The 16480-nt window shown below is 69.9% G+C and carries 14 protein-coding genes; 5 read left to right on the top strand and 9 right to left on the bottom strand.

Translation table 11 applies throughout. From position 1 onward, the window contains the following. Positions 1-56: 56 nt before the first annotated feature. The 3 genes from ACFCV8_RS29995 to clpB form a co-directional block, all read right to left on the bottom strand. Positions 57-632: a YbjN domain-containing protein gene (locus ACFCV8_RS29995; protein WP_376688621.1), complete on the bottom strand. Its 576-nt coding sequence runs from the start codon at positions 630-632 to the stop codon at positions 57-59. Positions 633-722: 90 nt separating this feature from the next. Then, a complete protein-coding gene (locus tag ACFCV8_RS29990; protein WP_376688620.1) occupies positions 723-1988 on the bottom strand; it encodes an MFS transporter in 1266 nt (421 codons plus the stop codon). Between the two features lie 427 nt (positions 1989-2415). Further along, positions 2416-5001 (bottom strand): ATP-dependent chaperone ClpB, encoded by a 2586-nt coding sequence (gene clpB / locus ACFCV8_RS29985; RefSeq protein ID WP_376688619.1) that lies wholly within the window; start codon positions 4999-5001, stop codon positions 2416-2418. A 220-nt stretch (positions 5002-5221) separates the two neighbouring features. On the opposite strand from clpB, the gene ACFCV8_RS29980 reads away from it, so the two are divergent. Beyond that, a complete protein-coding gene (locus ACFCV8_RS29980; protein ID WP_376688618.1) occupies positions 5222-5626 on the top strand; it encodes a pyridoxamine 5'-phosphate oxidase family protein in 405 nt (134 codons plus the stop codon). A 118-nt stretch (positions 5627-5744) separates the two neighbouring features. Here the strand turns inward: ACFCV8_RS29980 and ACFCV8_RS29975 are convergent, their stop codons facing one another. Then, on the bottom strand, positions 5745-6065 hold the full coding sequence (locus tag ACFCV8_RS29975; protein WP_352275733.1) for a (2Fe-2S)-binding protein: 321 nt from the start codon (positions 6063-6065) through the stop codon (positions 5745-5747). After that, positions 6062-6382, bottom strand: a complete 321-nt coding sequence (locus ACFCV8_RS29970) for a 5'-nucleotidase (RefSeq protein WP_376688617.1) — start codon at positions 6380-6382, stop codon at positions 6062-6064. Before ACFCV8_RS29970 ends, ACFCV8_RS29975 begins: the two co-directional genes overlap by 4 nt. A 140-nt stretch (positions 6383-6522) precedes the next feature. Here ACFCV8_RS29970 and ACFCV8_RS29965 point away from each other — a divergent pair, with 140 nt between their 5' ends. After that, complete coding sequence (locus ACFCV8_RS29965; RefSeq protein WP_376688616.1) at positions 6523-7506, top strand: helix-turn-helix transcriptional regulator; 984 nt, start codon at positions 6523-6525, stop codon at positions 7504-7506. A 236-nt stretch (positions 7507-7742) separates the two neighbouring features. On the opposite strand, the gene ACFCV8_RS29960 is transcribed toward ACFCV8_RS29965, so the two are convergent. The 4 genes from ACFCV8_RS29960 to dnaK all read right to left on the bottom strand — a co-directional run bounded on the left by ACFCV8_RS29960 (position 7743) and on the right by dnaK (position 11960). Further along, on the bottom strand, positions 7743-8189 hold the full coding sequence (locus ACFCV8_RS29960; RefSeq protein ID WP_376688615.1) for a heat shock protein transcriptional repressor HspR: 447 nt from the start codon (positions 8187-8189) through the stop codon (positions 7743-7745). 1 nt (position 8190) lies between these two features. After that, on the bottom strand, positions 8191-9375 hold the full coding sequence (gene dnaJ, locus ACFCV8_RS29955; protein WP_376688614.1) for a molecular chaperone DnaJ: 1185 nt from the start codon (positions 9373-9375) through the stop codon (positions 8191-8193). A gap of 93 nt (positions 9376-9468) precedes the next feature. Further along, the gene (gene grpE / locus ACFCV8_RS29950; protein WP_376688613.1) at positions 9469-10119 is read right to left on the bottom strand and encodes a nucleotide exchange factor GrpE; all 651 of its coding nucleotides are present in this window, start codon (positions 10117-10119) and stop codon (positions 9469-9471) included. After that, the gene (gene dnaK, locus ACFCV8_RS29945) at positions 10116-11960 is read right to left on the bottom strand and encodes a molecular chaperone DnaK (RefSeq protein WP_376688612.1); all 1845 of its coding nucleotides are present in this window, start codon (positions 11958-11960) and stop codon (positions 10116-10118) included. The genes grpE and dnaK overlap by 4 nt, the downstream gene beginning before the upstream one ends. A gap of 240 nt (positions 11961-12200) precedes the next feature. Here dnaK and ACFCV8_RS29940 point away from each other — a divergent pair, with 240 nt between their 5' ends. The 3 genes from ACFCV8_RS29940 (at position 12201) to ACFCV8_RS29930 (ending at position 16427) form a co-directional block, all read left to right on the top strand. After that, the gene (locus tag ACFCV8_RS29940; protein ID WP_376688611.1) at positions 12201-12908 is read left to right on the top strand and encodes a sugar transferase; all 708 of its coding nucleotides are present in this window, start codon (positions 12201-12203) and stop codon (positions 12906-12908) included. An 87-nt stretch (positions 12909-12995) separates the two neighbouring features. Then, positions 12996-15263: a (Fe-S)-binding protein gene (locus tag ACFCV8_RS29935; RefSeq protein ID WP_376688610.1), complete on the top strand. Its 2268-nt coding sequence runs from the start codon at positions 12996-12998 to the stop codon at positions 15261-15263. A gap of 186 nt (positions 15264-15449) precedes the next feature. After that, positions 15450-16427 carry a Yip1 family protein gene (locus ACFCV8_RS29930; protein WP_376688609.1) on the top strand — a complete coding sequence of 326 codons (978 nt, stop codon included), beginning with the start codon at positions 15450-15452 and terminating at the stop codon, positions 16425-16427. The last annotated feature ends 53 nt before the right edge of the window (positions 16428-16480 follow it).

The following is a 16480-nucleotide window of genomic DNA, read 5'->3' as shown; positions in this document are numbered from 1 at the left end:
GGGCGGCGGTCGCGGGACCGTCGCCCCGGGCCGGGGTGCGCTCGAAGGGGCGGGACTCAGGCGTCGCCGGCCTCGTCCTCGCCGTCGGCCTGCTCCTCGCCGTCCGCCTTCTCCTCGGCGGGCGTCAGGCCCAGGCGCTCCTGGAGCCAGCGGTCGAACTGGATCGAGGCGCCGATCCAGCTGGCCGTCGAGGAGACGAAGTGCTCCAGGCTGACGCCCGTGCCGGTGAGCATCTGCGCCTCACCGATCAGGCGGACCGAGACCTCGGTCTCCTCGGAGCCCTCCTCGGGCTCGTGGGTGTGGGTGTAGACCTTCGGCCACAGCGTGTTGCGGTTCCAGTCGTCGATCGCGTCGAGGAGGACCGGGCGCAGGTCGGCGGCGTGCGGGCGGTCGTAGAACGTACGGACCGCGAAGACCTGCTGCTCGTTCTCGCCGCGGAACATGAAGTACACGCGGAAGTCCTCCCAGACCGCCGCGAGGTCACCCTCGCCGTCGACGCCGTACTTCACCTCCATCTGGTCGAGGAGCTGCTTGACCAGGTCCTGGTCGGGGAAAACAGGGCCCGCGGGTCCTGCCGCCTGCGGTTCGGGCTGAACGCCGAAACTCGGAATCGAGGACGGGTCGATAGACATCGCTGGGTACTCCTGGGGATCGCACGTGGTTTCCTGCCGACGACCCTAGCCGCGTTTGGCCGCCGGGGCGTAGACCCCCCGGGGAGGGGACTACGCGCTCCGGGGAATCATCTCCGCCTCGGCTCCCCGGGCCCGGGTCCAGGCCGCGGCGGCCAGTACCGCGCAGACCACTCCGAGGAGCCCGGAGGCCCCGATGGTGTTCGCCGACGAACCGGTCAGCTCGGTCACCGCGCCCCCGGCGGCGACACCGACCCCCTGCATGGCGGTCACCCCCGACCGGGCGAGCCCCAGCGCCTGACCGCGCCGGTCGACCGGGGTCAACAGGACGAAGGTGGCCCCGGCGGTGATCTGGTACGCCGAGCACACCCCGGCGACCAGCAGCAGGAACATCGCCACCCCCACACTGGGGTCGAGCCAGTAGACGAGCAGCGGCAGGTTCGCGGCGACCGCCAGCGGGCCGAGCAGCCGGCGCCGGGTCTCGTCCCCGACCCCGGACCGCCCCAGCAGGGCCGCCCCCAGCACCATGCCCGCCGGATGCGAGGCGAGCAGCAGCCCCACCGAGGAGGCCCCGCCGCCGGCCTCGTCCGCGAACGGGGCGGCCAGCCCCTCCGGCAGGACGACGAAGCCCGCGAGCCAGCCCAGTGCGAGCAGCGAGCGGAGCCTGCGGTCCGACCAGATCAGTGAGGCGGCGCCGCCGACCTGGGCGCCGAGCTTCGCCGTACGGGCCGCGGCGCTCGCCACCGGGCGGGCCTTCACGCCGAACCGGACCAGGGCCGCCGAGAGCAGGAACGTCGCCGCGTTCACGGCCAGCGAGCGGTGGCTGCCCAGCCATGCGGCCAGCAGCCCGCCCCCGGCGAAGCCGACCAGCTGGCCGACCTGGTGGGTGATCTGCATGACCCGCTGGCCGCGCTCGTACCGCTCGACGCCGAGCACGGTGGGCAGCAGCGCGCCCTGGGCGGCACCGAAGGGGGCCTCGGCCAGCTGCGCCAGCACCAGCAGTCCGGCGAGCAGCGGCAGCGGCATCCCGGGCAGTGCCATCAGCCCGACCAGCAGCATCCGTACCAGGTCGCAGCTGATCATGACCGTGCGGCGGGGGAACCGGTCCGCCAGACCGGACAGCAGCACCCCGGACAGCAGAGCGGGCAAGGTGGTCAGGGCGTACGTCGCCGCGGTCCACCCCGGCGAGTCGGTGCGTTCGAAGACGAGCAACGACAGCGCCACCCGGGCCAGCTGGTCACCCAGGATCGACTGAGCGTAAGCAGCCCAAAGAGTACGGAATTCGCCAAGGTGAAAGAGATTGTCGGACCTGGGCTTCTGGGGCCCCTTTTTTATCTCGTCGCCTGTCCGCTCGTTCATGCGGGCACGCTACCGGCTGCCCAATTCGGCCTCTAATCCTTGCTGCGGGGAGGTCGCGACGGGTGGGCCGAGGTGTCCTGTTTATTCACTCACCCCGGGACGGTCGGCCTCGATTCCTGCCCCGAAGTCCCTTGCCAGACGGGGTGAATGCGGTGTGGGGCGGGGCGGGGCAAGGGGATCGCGGCACCGGGTGCGGAGCGAAGCGTTTGGCGCGATATCGATGTTGAAGGATGGACCATCTGTGGCGGAGAGCTTTTATCCGTTCTCCCGAAATCGCCGAAATTTCCGTGTCGCGAACGCGGCCGCGCGCATCTGCCGCACACCGCGCCGCCCCGCCCCCGTATACGACGGAACGTGACACCCGGGACCTCGGGTGTCACGTTCCGCGGCAGTACCTGCCTGCGTACCCGCGCTGCCGGTCGCCCCTCTAGACCGCCGGACCGACGAGCAGGCCGTCGCCGACCCGGTCGACGCGCACGGTGTCCCCGTCCTTGACCTCACCGGCGAGGATCTCCTTCGCCAGCCGGTCGCCGATCGCCGTCTGGATGAGGCGGCGCAGCGGCCGGGCGCCGTACGCCGGGTCGTTGCCCTCCTCGGCCAGCCAGGCCAGGGCCTCGGGGGTGACGTCGAGGGTGAGCCGGCGGTCGGCCAGCCGCTTCGCGAGCCGGCCGATCTGGAGCTGGGCGATATGGGCCAGCTCGTCGCCGGAGAGCGCCGAGAAGACCACCAGGTCGTCCAGCCGGTTGAGGAACTCCGGCTTGAACGAGGCCCGTACGACGTCCAGGACCTGGGCCCGCTTCTCCTCGGGCTTGGTCAGCGGGTCGACCAGGAACTGGCTGCCGAGGTTGGAGGTCAGGATCAGGATGGTGTTGCGGAAGTCGACCGTGCGCCCCTGGCCGTCGGTGAGTCGGCCGTCGTCGAGCACCTGGAGCAGGATGTCGAAGACCTCGGGGTGGGCCTTCTCCACCTCGTCCAGCAGCACGACGCTGTACGGGCGGCGGCGGACGGCCTCGGTGAGTTGGCCGCCCTCCTCGTAACCGACGTATCCGGGCGGGGCGCCGACCAGCCGCGCCACGCTGTGCTTCTCGCCGTACTCGCTCATGTCGATGCGGACCATGGCCCGCTCGTCGTCGAAGAGGAAGTCGGCGAGCGCCTTCGCCAGCTCGGTCTTGCCGACGCCGGTCGGGCCGAGGAAGAGGAACGAGCCGGTGGGCCGGTCGGGGTCGGCGATCCCGGCGCGGGTGCGGCGTACCGCGTCCGACACCGCGCGCACGGCCTCGCCCTGCCCGATGAGCCGCCTGCCGAGCTCGTCCTCCATGCGCAGCAGCTTCTGGGTCTCGCCCTCCAGCAGCCGCCCGGCGGGGATGCCGGTCCAGGAGCCGACGACGTCGGCGATGTCGTCCGGGCCGACCTCGTCCTTGACCATGGTGTCCCTGGCGGCCTCCTGCTCCGCCTCGGACGCCTCCGCCAACTCCCGCTCCACGCCCGGGATCTCCCCGTACAGCAGCTTGGACGCGGAGTCGAAGTCGCCGTCGCGCTGGGCGCGTTCGGCCTGGCCGCGCAGCTCGTCGAGGCGCTCCTTCAGCTCACCGACACGGTTGAGGCCCTGCTTCTCCTTCTCCCAGCGGGCGTTGAGGCCGCGCAGCTCCTCCTCCTTGTCGGCGAGGTCGCGGCGGAGCCGCTCCAGGCGCTCCCGGGAGGCGGGGTCGGTCTCGTTCCTGAGCGCCAGCTCCTCCATGTGCAGGCGGTCGACGGCACGCTGGAGCTCGTCGATCTCGACCGGCGAGGAGTCGATCTCCATCCGGAGCCGGGACGCCGCCTCGTCGACCAGGTCGATCGCCTTGTCGGGGAGGAAACGGGAGGTGATGTAGCGGTCCGAGAGGGTCGCGGCGGCCACCAGCGCGGAGTCCGCGATGGAGACCTTGTGGTGGGCCTCGTAGCGGCCCTTGAGCCCGCGCAGGATCGCGATGGTGTCCTCGACGCTCGGCTCGGCCACCAGCACCTGCTGGAAGCGGCGCTCGAGGGCCGGGTCCTTCTCGATCCGCTCGCGGTACTCGTCGAGCGTCGTCGCGCCGACCATGCGCAGCTCGCCGCGGGCCAGCATCGGCTTGAGCATGTTGCCCGCGTCCATGGCGGAGTCCCCGCCGGCGCCCGCGCCGACGACGGTGTGCAGCTCGTCGATGAACGTGATGATCTGGCCGTCGCTCTCCTTGATCTCGGAGAGGACGGTCTTCAGCCGCTCCTCGAACTCGCCGCGGTACTTCGCGCCGGCGACCATCGCGCCGAGGTCGAGCGAGACCAGCCGCTTGTTGCGCAGGGACTCGGGGACGTCGCCCTTGACGATGCGCTGGGCGAGGCCCTCGACGACGGCCGTCTTGCCGACGCCCGGCTCACCGATGAGCACCGGGTTGTTCTTCGTGCGGCGCGACAGCACCTGGACGACCCGGCGGATCTCCTGGTCCCGCCCGATGACCGGGTCGAGCTTTCCCTCGCGCGCGGCGGCGGTGAAGTCCGTACCGAACTTCTCCAGCGCCTTGTACTGGCCCTCCGGGTCGGGTGTGGTCACCCGTCGTCCTCCCCTGGTCGTCTCGAACGCGTTCAGCAGCTTCTTCGCACTGGCCCCCTGACCGGCAAGGATCTCACCGGCGCGGCCGCCCTTGGCCGCGATGCCGATCAGCAGGTGCTCGGTGGAGACGTAGTCGTCGCCCAGCTCCCGCGCCCGCTCCGCCGCGTCCGTGACGACGGCGAGCAGCTCACGGTTGGGCTGCGGCGGGGCGACCGTCGACCCCGTGACGCTGGGCAGCGAGCCCAACAGCCGCTCGGTCTCGGCCCGCACGGCGATCTGGTCGGCGTCCACGGCGGCGAGCAGATCGATGATGTTCGCGTTGTCCTCGCCCGCGAGCAGCGCGAGCAGCAGGTGCCCGGGGGTCAGATCGGGGTGCCCGTCCTTCACGGCCCTGCTGGTGGCCGCGTTGAGGGCGTCCCGGCTCTTGTTGGTCAGCTCGGCGTCCACGTGCGCTCTCTCCTCCTGACTCGACCGAAGTGCGTAAAGTTGAGTCTATCCCACTCAAGACAATCTTGAGTCCACTCCACTCAACTCTCTGCCGGGAACTCTCCACGACCGGTGCGGGGCGCAGTCCGCTGCTTCGAGTGAACCGGCCGCACCGGCCCCCCGCCACCGCAGACCGGGGCCCGCGACCCCTTCACGGAGCGAGGCTCTAAGGTCTGGAGCCATGGCAGTCGACGTGACGAACCCCGGCCCCGAGTACCTCGCCTTCTGGCGCGCGCGGCATGTGTGCACCCTGACCACACCCCGCCCCGACGGCACTCCGCACGTGGTGCCGGTGGGCGTGACGTACGACCCCGAGGCGGGGCTGGCGCGGATCATCACCGGCAGGAACACCCGCAAGGCCCGCAACGTCCTGGCCGCGGGCCCGGACGGGGCGCGGGTCGCGGTCTGCCAGATCGACGGACGCCACTGGGCGACACTGGAGGGGCGCGCGACGGTGCGCACGGAGCCGGAAGCGGTGGCCGAGGCGGTACGCCGCTACACGGAACGCTACGGGCGCACGCCGCGGCCGAACCCGGAGCGGATCGTCATAGAGATCGCCGTGGACCGGGCGCTCGGCAGGGCCTGACCGGCCCGGGCGCCCGGGGGACCGTCCGGGAAAAGCACAACGGCGCCATCGTGTTCAGGTCACGATGGCGCCGTTGTGTGGGGGAGTGACTGAGCGACATGGAACGACGGGGGATCGCTCAGGCACTGCGGGGGGTGGCGGAAATAGTCTCTGGCTCGAACAGCTGGTGGTCACGCCGGTCGAGGTTCACGAAGATCATGTCGTACCGGATCGCGCAGCGGACGGGCTGCGGAGCTCCACGCGGCTTGCGGAGGCATCGGTAGGCACGTACTTCGTCGTCTTCTTCGCGTGCGACAACGATCGGGTCGCCGAACAGAGTGACCATCAACGAGTCGCCGCGGTGGGGGACGGCAGTGACGAGATCGATGAAGTGCCAGCCCGATCGGTAGGCGGTGGCCATCTCTCGCCGGAAGGTCCGGTCGTCCGGCGGGATGGTCATGCGCTCGTGCGGGCCGTGACGGAGCCGGTACCGGCGGGGGAGATCCAGCCGATGTCGGACGACTTCGCGGGCGTGACCCAGCCGATGTCGGACGACGTGGCAGGCGCGACCCAGCCGATGTCGGACGACGTGGCAGGCGCGACCCAGCCGATGTCGGACGACGTCGCGGGCGTGCCCCAGCCGATGTCGGTCGCCTGGACGGTCCACCCGATGTCGCCGGCGGCGACACCGTCCTCGCTCCAGCCAATGTCGCTGCCGCCCAGCAGCCCGATGCCCAGGGCCGCGACGAACGAGACGGCAAGCGCCGAGCGATGCATTCGCTTATACATAGTCGGCTTCGTCCTCACTTGTGGATTCTTCTCCCCCGCACCTAAGACGATGTCTCACCTGGGCACGCGAGCACCACCGCGTAGATGCATCATGTTCTTGCATGTTCAGGAACCTGGGGGGTGACGATATGACCACAAGGAACACAAAGCCGACACATTCTCACGGGATCACCGAACTGTGCGACGCGGGATCACGCCTTTACGCCAGCGCTTTGCGGCTGGGACGCATCGCCCGCGTCGAAGTGGAACCGGCTCCTTGCCTGATGGAGTTCGCGCTGCTTCATCCCGATCCGGACGACCCGGCCTGGCTCCGGCCCGTTCCGCCGTCCACCGCCCTCGCACAACATCTGCATCCCGTCGAGCGCGAGATCCTGGAGCGGCGCCGGCACTCGGTCGAGCTGACGGAATCGTTCGAGCCGTTCATGGACATCAGCACCGTGGGGCCGCCCACCGCCCACGCCATCACCGTGCTGGAAGGCGTGAACCGGATCGACGCGGCCCTGGACCTCGCCACCGCAGAGTGCCGCACCGAGGTGCTCACCGTCCAGCCCGGCGGCGGACGGAGCGAGGACCGCCTCAGCAAGCCGCTGGAGCGCGGCCTGTCCGTCATCCACCGCGGCGTCAGCATGCGCACCCTCTACCAGCACACCGCGCGCCACAGCCCCAGCACACTCGCGTACGCGGAACGCATGGCCGACGACAACGTGGAGATACGCACGCTGGAGGAGCTCATCGGCCGCCTCATCGTGTTCGACCGGACCGTCGCGTTCATACCCGCCAGCGACGACGACCAGATCGCCCTGGAGCTCCGCAACCCCGGACTCGTGCAGTACCTGGTCAACGTGTTCGAGCAGCTCTGGACCAGGGCGGCGCCGCTGCGCGAGGAGGTCAAGTACGAGCCGACCTCGCTCGGCATCAGCGGGGTCCAGCGGTCCATCGCCCAGCTGCTGGTGGAGGGCCATGTGGACGACTCGATAGCCCGCCGGCTCGGCATGAACGTCCGCACCTGCCGCGCCCATGTCGCCAAGCTCGCCGCCGCACTCGGCAGCAACAGCCGGGCCCAGCTCGGCTATCTGATAGCCCGCTCGGGCATCCTCGAAGAGGACTCCTGACCCCGGACGGACCGCCGGACGAACCCCGGACGCCCCCGGCCGCACCGCCGGACGGACCTCGAACGGACCTCGGACGCACCCCGCGCGCCCCCGGACGGTCACGGGCGACCAGGCGGCCGCCCCGCACGCCCCCTCGGCCCGGACGACGCCACCAGACGCCCCGTACACGCCGAAGGACCGGAAACCCGCCCCGCAAGGTCGGCTTCCGGCCCTTCTTCGCCGTGTACGGCCCCGTCTCAGCCCTTCGGCCGCTTGGGCCGCCAGACCACCAACGCGCTTGCCTGCTGCACGTCCTGATACGGCACCAGATCGCGCCGGTACGAGGCGTGCACCTGGGCCTCGCGCTGCTGCATCGCCTGCGCCGCGCCGTCCACGGCCGCCGAGAGCTCGGCGACGCGCTGCTGGAGCGCGGCGACCTGGTTCTCCAGCTCGATGATGCGCTTGATGCCGGCGAGGTTGATCCCCTCGTCCTGCGACAGCTGCTGCACCGTGCGCAGCAGCTCGATGTCGCGGGCCGAGTAGCGCCTGCCGCGCCCGGCCGTGCGGTCGGGCGAGACCAGGCCGAGGCGGTCGTACTGGCGGAGGGTCTGCGGATGGAGTCCCGAGAGCTGGGCCGCGATCGAGATCACGTACACCGGTGTCTCATCGGTCAGTTCGTACGGATTGCGTCGTCGGCCGTCCACCTCAAGCTCCCTTCGCGGCCTGGAACAGTTCTGCCCGCGGGTCGTGGCCCGCGGTCGCCTTGCGGTAGGCCTCCAGTGCCTCGCGGGCCTCGTCGCCGAGGTCCTTGGGCACCGCCACCTCGACGGTGACCAGCAGGTCGCCCCGGGTGCCGTCCTTGCGTACGGCGCCCTTGCCGCGGGCGCGCATCGTGCGCCCGTTGGGCGTGCCCGCGGGCAGCTTCAGGGTGACCGGGGGGCCGCCGAGCGTGGGCACCTTCACCTCGCCGCCGAGCGCCGCCTCCGTGAAGTCGACGGGGACGGTGACCGTGAGGTTGTCGCCCTTGCGGCCGAAGACCGGGTGGGCGTCGACGTGGACCACGACGTACAGGTCACCGGCCGGGCCGCCGCGCTCGCCGGGGCCGCCCTTGCCGCGCAGCCGGATCCGCTGGCCGTCCGACACGCCCGCCGGAATCCTGACCTGCATGGTCCGGGAGGACTTGGCCCGACCGGAGCCCTTGCAGACGTCGCACGGGTCCTGGGCGATGAGGCCCCGGCCCTTGCAGTCCACGCAGGGGTCGGTGAGCGAGAAGCCGCCGCCGGAGCCGCGCGAGACCTGGCCGGTGCCGAGACAGGTCTGGCAGACCCTGGGGGTGCCGTTCTTGTCACCGGTGCCGGAACACGCCTTGCAGGGCGCCTGGCTGGACATCCGCAACGGGACGGTGGCCCCGTCGACCGCCTCGGTGAAGCTGAGCGTCACCTCGGACTCGATGTCCTGGCCGCGGCGCGGCTGCACCCGCGTCCCCGTACCGCCCCGGTTGAACAGGCCGCCGAAGACATCGCCCAGACCGCCGCCGCCGCCGAAGCCGCCGGCACCGCCCTGGCCGCCGCCCTGACCGCCCCCGAAGAGGTCGCCCAGGTCGAAGTTGAAATTGCCTCCCGCGCCGCCGGGACCGGCCCGGAAGCCGCCGTTGCCGAAGAGGGCGCGCGCCTCGTCGTACTCCTTGCGCTTCTTGCTGTCGCCGAGGACGTCGTTCGCCTCGGAGATCTCCTTGAAGCGCTCCTCCGCCTTGTCGTCGCCCTTGTTGGCGTCCGGGTGGAACTCGCGCGCGAGCTTCCGGTACGCCTTCTTGATCTCGGCGTCGGTGGCGTCCTTGGGGACGCCGAGGACCTTGTAGTAGTCCTTCTCGACGAAGTCCTTCGTGCTCATCGACGTCCCTCCTTCCGGACGATCGGCCATGCGGCCGGCGCGTGGGCCGGTCGCATGGCCGGGCGGTGGGCCCCGGGGTGGTCGGACGGAATGTCAGACCTCCTCGGTGCCACCGCTCTCCTCGTCGGTTGCCTTCTCTTCCTTGGCGGCCGCCGGGGTCGCCCCCGGCTGGGGCTCGGCCACCGCCACCCGCGCGGGGCGGATGGTGCGCTCGCCGATCCGATACCCCGGCTGCAGGATCGCCACGCAGGTCGTCTCCGTGACGTCCGGCGCGTACGAGTGCATCAGGGCCTCGTGGATCGTCGGGTCGAAGGGCTCGCCCTCCTTGCCGAACTGCTGGAGGCCCAGCTTGGCGACGATCGTCTCCAAGGACTCGGCCACCGACTTGAACCCGCCCACCAGCTCGCCGTGGTCCCGGGCGCGGCCGACGTCGTCGAGCACCGGAAGCAGCTCGGACAGGAGGCCCGCCACAGCGACCTCCTTGACCGTGGCGCGGTCCCGCTCGACGCGGCGGCGGTAGTTCTGGTACTCGGCCTGGAGCCGCTGGAGGTCGCCCGTGCGCTCGTTGAGCGCGGAGCGGACCTGGTCCAGCTGGGCCGTCAGGCCGACTGTCTGCACTCCGTCCCCGGCCGGGGACGCCTCCTCCTCCGAAGAGGGGGCGGCGTCCTTCGGCTCGGCTCCTTCAGGGGTGGCGCCGGAGGGGACGTCGGGCTTCTCCTCGAAACCCGGAGTCTCCTCGGTCACACCGCACCGCCCTTGGCGTCCTTCTCGTCATCCACGATCTCGGCGTCGACGACATCGTCGTCGGCCTTGGCCTGCTGGGCACCCTCGCCCTGCGGAGCACCCTCGCCCTGGGCGTTGGCGTACATCGCCTGGCCGAGCTTCTGGGAGACGGCCGCGACCTTCTCGGTGGCGGTACGGATCTCGGCGGTGTCCTCGCCCTTGAGCTTCTCCTTCAGCTCGGTGAGCGCGGTCTCCACCTCCGTCTTCACGTCGCCGGGGACCTTGTCCTCGTTGTCCTTGAGGAACTTCTCCGTCTGGTAGACGAGCTGCTCGCCCTGGTTGCGCGACTCGGCGGCCTCGCGGCGGCGGTGGTCCTCCTCCGCGTACTGCTCGGCCTCCTCACGCATCCGGTTGACCTCGTCCTTCGGCAGCGAGGAGCCGCCGGTGACGGTCATCTTCTGCTCCTTGCCCGTACCGAGGTCCTTCGCGGCGACGTGCATGATGCCGTTCGCGTCGATGTCGAAGGCGACCTCGATCTGCGGGACACCGCGCGGGGCCGGCGGAAGACCGGTCAGCTCGAACATGCCGAGCTTCTTGTTGTACGCCGCGATCTCGCGCTCGCCCTGGTAGACCTGGATCTGCACGGACGGCTGGTTGTCCTCGGCCGTCGTGAAGATCTCGGAGCGCTTGGTCGGGATCGTGGTGTTGCGCTCGATGAGCTTGGTCATGATGCCGCCCTTGGTCTCGATGCCGAGGGACAGCGGGGTGACGTCGAGGAGCAGGACGTCCTTGACCTCGCCCTTGAGGACACCGGCCTGGAGCGAGGCGCCGATGGCGACGACCTCGTCCGGGTTCACACCCTTGTTGGCCTCCTGGCCACCGGTCAGCTCCTTGACGAGCTCGGCGACGGCCGGCATACGGGTGGAGCCACCGACGAGAACGACGTGGTCGATCTCGGAGAGCTGGATGCCCGCGTCCTTGACGACGTTGTGGAACGGGGTCTTGCACCGCTCCAGCAGGTCCGCGGTCAGCTGCTGGAACTGCGAGCGCGTGAGCTTCTCGTCCAGGTGCAGCGGGCCCTCGGCGGACGCCGTGATGTAGGGCAGGTTGATCGTGGTCTCGGTCGAGGACGACAGCTCGATCTTCGCCTTCTCCGCGGCCTCGCGGAGACGCTGGAGAGCCATCTTGTCCTTGGACAAGTCCACGCCGTGCCCGTTGGCGAACTGCTTCACCAGGTAGTCGACGACGCGCTGGTCCCAGTCGTCACCACCGAGGTGGTTGTCACCGTTGGTGGCCTTCACCTCGACGACGCCGTCACCGATCTCCAGGAGCGACACGTCGAAGGTGCCGCCACCGAGGTCGAAGACCAGGATCGTCTGGTCGTCCTTGTCGAGCCCGTACGCCAGGGCGGCGGCGGTCGGCTCGTTGACGATGCGCAGGACGTTCAGGCCCGCGATCTCGCCGGCCTCCTTGGTGGCCTGACGCTCCGAGTCGTTGAAGTACGCGGGAACGGTGATGACCGCGTCGGTCACCTTCTCCCCGAGGTACGCCTCGGCGTCGCGCTTCAGCTTCTGCAGGATGAAGGCGCTCATCTGCTGCGGGTTGAAGCTCTTGCCGTCCAGGTCGATCTTCCAGTCAGTGCCCATGTGGCGCTTGACGGAACGGATCGTCCTGTCGACGTTGGTCACAGCCTGGCGCTTGGCGACCTCGCCGACCAGCACCTCGCCGTTCTTCGCGAAAGCGACGACGGACGGCGTGGTCCTGGCGCCCTCTGCGTTGGTGATGACGGTGGGCTCGCCGCCTTCGAGAACGCTGACGACGGAGTTAGTCGTGCCCAGGTCGATGCCGACCGCACGTGCCATTTCGATTCCTCCAACTTGACTACTTGAGCGGAACTGACTCAAGGATGCATGACGCCCGTCTCACTGTCAACAGACCTGAGTCGGGTGGACTCAACTATCGTGCACATGTCTCGCGCCATCCAGCCCGCCCGGGCGCGCAACACCCCCTCACCCCGCAACACTGCCCCTTCTCATCATCGCCCCATGGGATCGTTCTGTCACAAAATGCCGCAATCCATACAAAACTGGCAGGCGGGACCGATGAAGACACGGACGTGGAACAAGAAGAAGGGGACGGACACGGGGACGGGGCCGGGGGCAGGCGCGGGGACGGGGACGGAGGCGCCGGACGGGTCCGGAGCGAACCCGTGGGCCCTCCCCGACGCCAAGCGCGCCCTGGACCTGATCCTCGGCTCGGCCCTGCTGGCCCTGGCCGCCCCGCTGCTCGCCGCCGGCGCCCTCGCCCTGGCGGCACGGCGGCCCCCGGGCGGCGTACTGGACCGCTCGCTCCGCGTCGGCCCGGGCGGCCGGGTCTTCGTGCTGCGCTCGCTGCGTACCCGGCGGCTCGGCCTGGACGCGCTCTCCCGGCTTCCGCACGTCGTACGGGGCGACCTCTCGCTGGTCGGCCCGGAGCCCCTGCCGCCCCGCCCGGCGGACCCCGCCGACCACCGGCGCCCCGCCGCCGCGAGAGACTGGCGGCAGGAACTGCGACCGGGCCTCACCGGCCTGGCCCAGGTCCGCTCGCGTTCCGGGATGCCATGGGACGAGCCGGCCCTGCTGGACCAGCACTACGCGGAGCACCACTGGGCGGGCATGGACCTGGCCATCCTGGTGCGCGCCGTGCGGATGCGGCTGCACGGGGCACTCCGCGAACGCGCCCGGCGCCGCCGGGCGCGGGTGAGCGACACAGATCACCGCCTGTCCGGCTACAGAGCGGCGGAAGAAGTGGGTAGTGTCAGCACAGACTGATTAAGTTACTGCTTAGTAATCGCAGATTGTCCCAGTATTCGCTCATCGACACTGGGTCCCACCCTCGCAGGCCCGAGGAGCCCCCAAATGCAACTCGCCGCGATCATCGTGTCGCTGGTGCTGACTGTCGTCGCCGTTGCGCTCATCGCCCGAGCCGTCGCGCAGATCTACCGGTTCGTCAGGCTCGGCCAACCGGTCCCGGCAGGCAGCCGCACCGATCATCCCAAAGAGCGAACGATCACCCTGGTCAGGGAGTTCCTCGGCCACACCCGGATGAACCGGTGGGGGATCGTCGGCTTCGCGCACTGGTTCGTCGCCATCGGCTTCCTGACCCTGCCGCCGACCCTGGTCCAGGCGTACGGGCAGCTCTTCCAGGCCGACTGGGTCCTGCCGATCATCGGCAACTGGGCCCCGTTCGAGATGTACACCGAGTTCATCGGCCTGATGACGACGGTCGGCATCCTCGTACTGATCGCGATCCGGCTGCTGAACCTGCCCTCCCGGGCCGGCCGCAAGTCCCGCTTCGCGGGCTCCAAGGCCTGGCAGGCGTACTTCGTCGAGTACGTCATCCTCACCATCGGCCTCGCGATCCTGACCCTGCGCGGTCTGGAGGGCGCGATCCACCACGTGGAGGGCTACGAGGCGTCGTACTTCGTCTCGTACCCGCTGGTGCTCGCCTTCAAGGGGCTGGCGACGGGCACACTGCAGAACCTCATCTACTTCGTCGCGATGATCAAGATCGGCGTCTCGCTGATCTGGATGATCACCGTCTCGCTCAACACCAACATGGGTGTCGCCTGGCACCGCTTCCTCGGCTTCCCGAACATCTGGTTCAAGCGGAACGCGGACGGCGCGACCGCGCTCGGCGCGCTCCAGCCGATGACCTCGGGCGGCAAGGAGATCGACTGGGAGGACCCGGCCGACGACGCCGTCTTCGGTGTCTCGCAGGTCGAGCAGTTCTCCTGGAAGGGCATCCTCGACTTCTCCACCTGCACCGAGTGCGGCCGCTGCCAGTCGCAGTGCCCCGCCTGGAACACCGGCAAGCCGCTCTCCCCCAAGCTCCTGATCATGTCGCTGCGCGACCACGCGCACGCCAAGGCCCCGTACCTGCTGGCCGGCGGCGGCAAGACCATGGAGGGCGAGGAGAAGGCGTCCGAGGAGCAGCTCAAGGACGTACCGGCCGCGGCCCTCGCCGAGGCCGAGCGTCCGCTGATCGGCACCGTCGAGGAGAACGGGGTCATCGACCCGGACGTCCTGTGGTCCTGCACCACCTGCGGCGCCTGCGTCGAGCAGTGCCCGGTAGACATCGAGCACATCGACCACATCGTCGACATGCGCCGCTACCAGGTGATGATCGAGTCCGCGTTCCCGTCCGAGGCGGGCACGATGCTCAAGAACCTGGAGAAGAAGGGCAACCCCTGGGGGCTGGCCAAGAAGCAGCGCGTCGAGTGGACCAAGGAGGTCGACTTCGAGGTCCCGATCGTCGGCAAGGACGTCGAGGACCTCACCGAGGTCGACTACCTCTACTGGGTCGGCTGCGCGGGCGCCCTGGAGGACCGGGCGAAGAAGACCACCAAGGCCTTCGCGGAACTGCTGCACATCGCGGGCGTCAAGTTCGCAATCATGGGCGGCGACGAGAAGTGCACCGGTGACTCCGCCCGCCGCCTGGGCAACGAGCCGCTGTTCCAGCAGCTCGGCCAGGAGAACGTCGCGATGCTGAACATGGCGTTCGGCGAGGATGACGAGGACGACTCCACGAAGAAGGCCAGGTCGGCCAAGAAGATCGTCGCGACCTGCCCGCACTGCTTCAACACCATCGCCAACGAGTACCCGCAGCTCGGCGGCGAGTACGAGGTCATCCACCACACCCAGCTGCTCCAGCACCTCATCGACGAGGGCAGGCTGGTCCCGGTGACCCCGGTCGAGGGCCTGATCACGTACCACGACCCGTGCTACCTGGGCCGTCACAACAAGATCTACACCCCGCCGCGCGAGATCATGGACAAGGTCCCCGGTCTGCGCCAGCAGGAGATGCACCGCCACAAGGAGCGGGGCTTCTGCTGCGGCGCCGGCGGCGCCCGGATGTGGATGGAGGAGCGGATCGGCAAGCGCATCAACAACGAGCGCGTCGACGAGGCCCTCTCGCTGAACCCGGACATCGTCTCCACGGCCTGCCCGTTCTGCCTGGTCATGCTGACCGACTCGGTCAACGGCAAGAAGAACGACGGCAAGGCCAAGGAGTCCGTCCAGGTCGTCGATGTCTCGCAGCTGCTGCTGGACTCGGTCAAGACCCCGGCCGACCCCGCCGGGGAGGCCGAGGCGGAGGACGCGCCAGAGCCGGAGCCGGTGAAGTAGTCCGTACAGCCCGCGCGTCAGCAGCGGCCGGATCCGCCTCGGGGGCGGGACCGGCCGCTGCTGCCGTTTCCGCCCGGGGGCGGACCCCGGGGGTTCCCCTAAGGGATGTCACAGCTCGGCCGCAATGGGGGGCCCGCACCCCAGGCCCTCTGACCGCACCGGCCCGTACCAGGTACGTTCGGTGACGTGGCTGGATTCAGGATCGGACGCGGCCGGGACAACCGCACCCCGCAGCAAGCGCAACAGCAACCGCGGCAGCAGCCGTACGGCACTCAGGCACCACCGCCGTACGGTCAGCAGTCATGGCCCCCGGCAGGGGGCAACGCGGCCCCGCCCCCGTACAACAACGGCGGCTACGGCAACGGCGGCGGCCAGGGCGGCTACGGGCACGGAGGCGGGCACAGCGGCGGCCACGGAGGCGGCCACGGCGAGCCGGAGTACTTCGGCGACCCGTACCAGCAGCCCCAGCACCCCCAGAACCCGCAGAACCCCCATGGCTCCCCCCAGCCGGGCGACCCGTACGCCAACTCCCCCGGCCACACCCAGGCGTTCCGCATAGACGAGGAGCCGTACGGCCCCGGCGACACCTACCAGGCCGGTCAGGCACCGGCCCAGCCCGCGGGCCCCCGGCTGCCGTGGAAGGACCTGCTCAGCGGCATCGTGCTCCGCCCGGGACCGACGTTCTGGCAGATGCGCGACTACCCCGTCTGGGGCCCGGCGCTGATCGTCACCTTCCTGTACGGGCTGCTCGCGCTCTTCGGCTTCGACCAGGCCCGCGACGACGCGATCCACGCGACGATCTCCACCGCGGTGCCCTACGTGATCATCACGGGCGTCGGCTTCGTCATCGGCGGCCTCGTCCTGGGCGCGGTCACGCACACGCTCGCCCGCCAGCTGGGCGGCGACGGGTCCTGGCAGCCGACCGTGGGCCTGTCGATGCTGATCATGTCGATCACGGACGCGCCGCGCCTGATATTCGCGGTCTTCCTCGGCGGCGAGAACTCCCTGGTCCAGATTCTCGGCTGGGTCACCTGGCTGGCCTCGGCCGCGCTCTTCACCTCGATGGTGAGCAAATCCCACGACCTGCCGTGGCCGAAGGCACTGGGCGCCTCCGCGATCCAGCTGATCGCATTGCTGTCGATCATCAAGCTCGGCACGCTCTGACACCCACCGCCTCGGCCCCGCCCCAGAACGACGAGAATCCCCCGGCACTTCCC

Origin of the sequence: Streptomyces sp. NPDC056347 (assembly GCF_042262625.1) — a bacterium.
Lineage (GTDB): Bacteria > Actinomycetota > Actinomycetes > Streptomycetales > Streptomycetaceae > Streptomyces.
The sequence above is the reverse complement of the archived record's forward strand: the minus strand, read 5'-3'. Positions and strand labels throughout refer to the sequence as shown.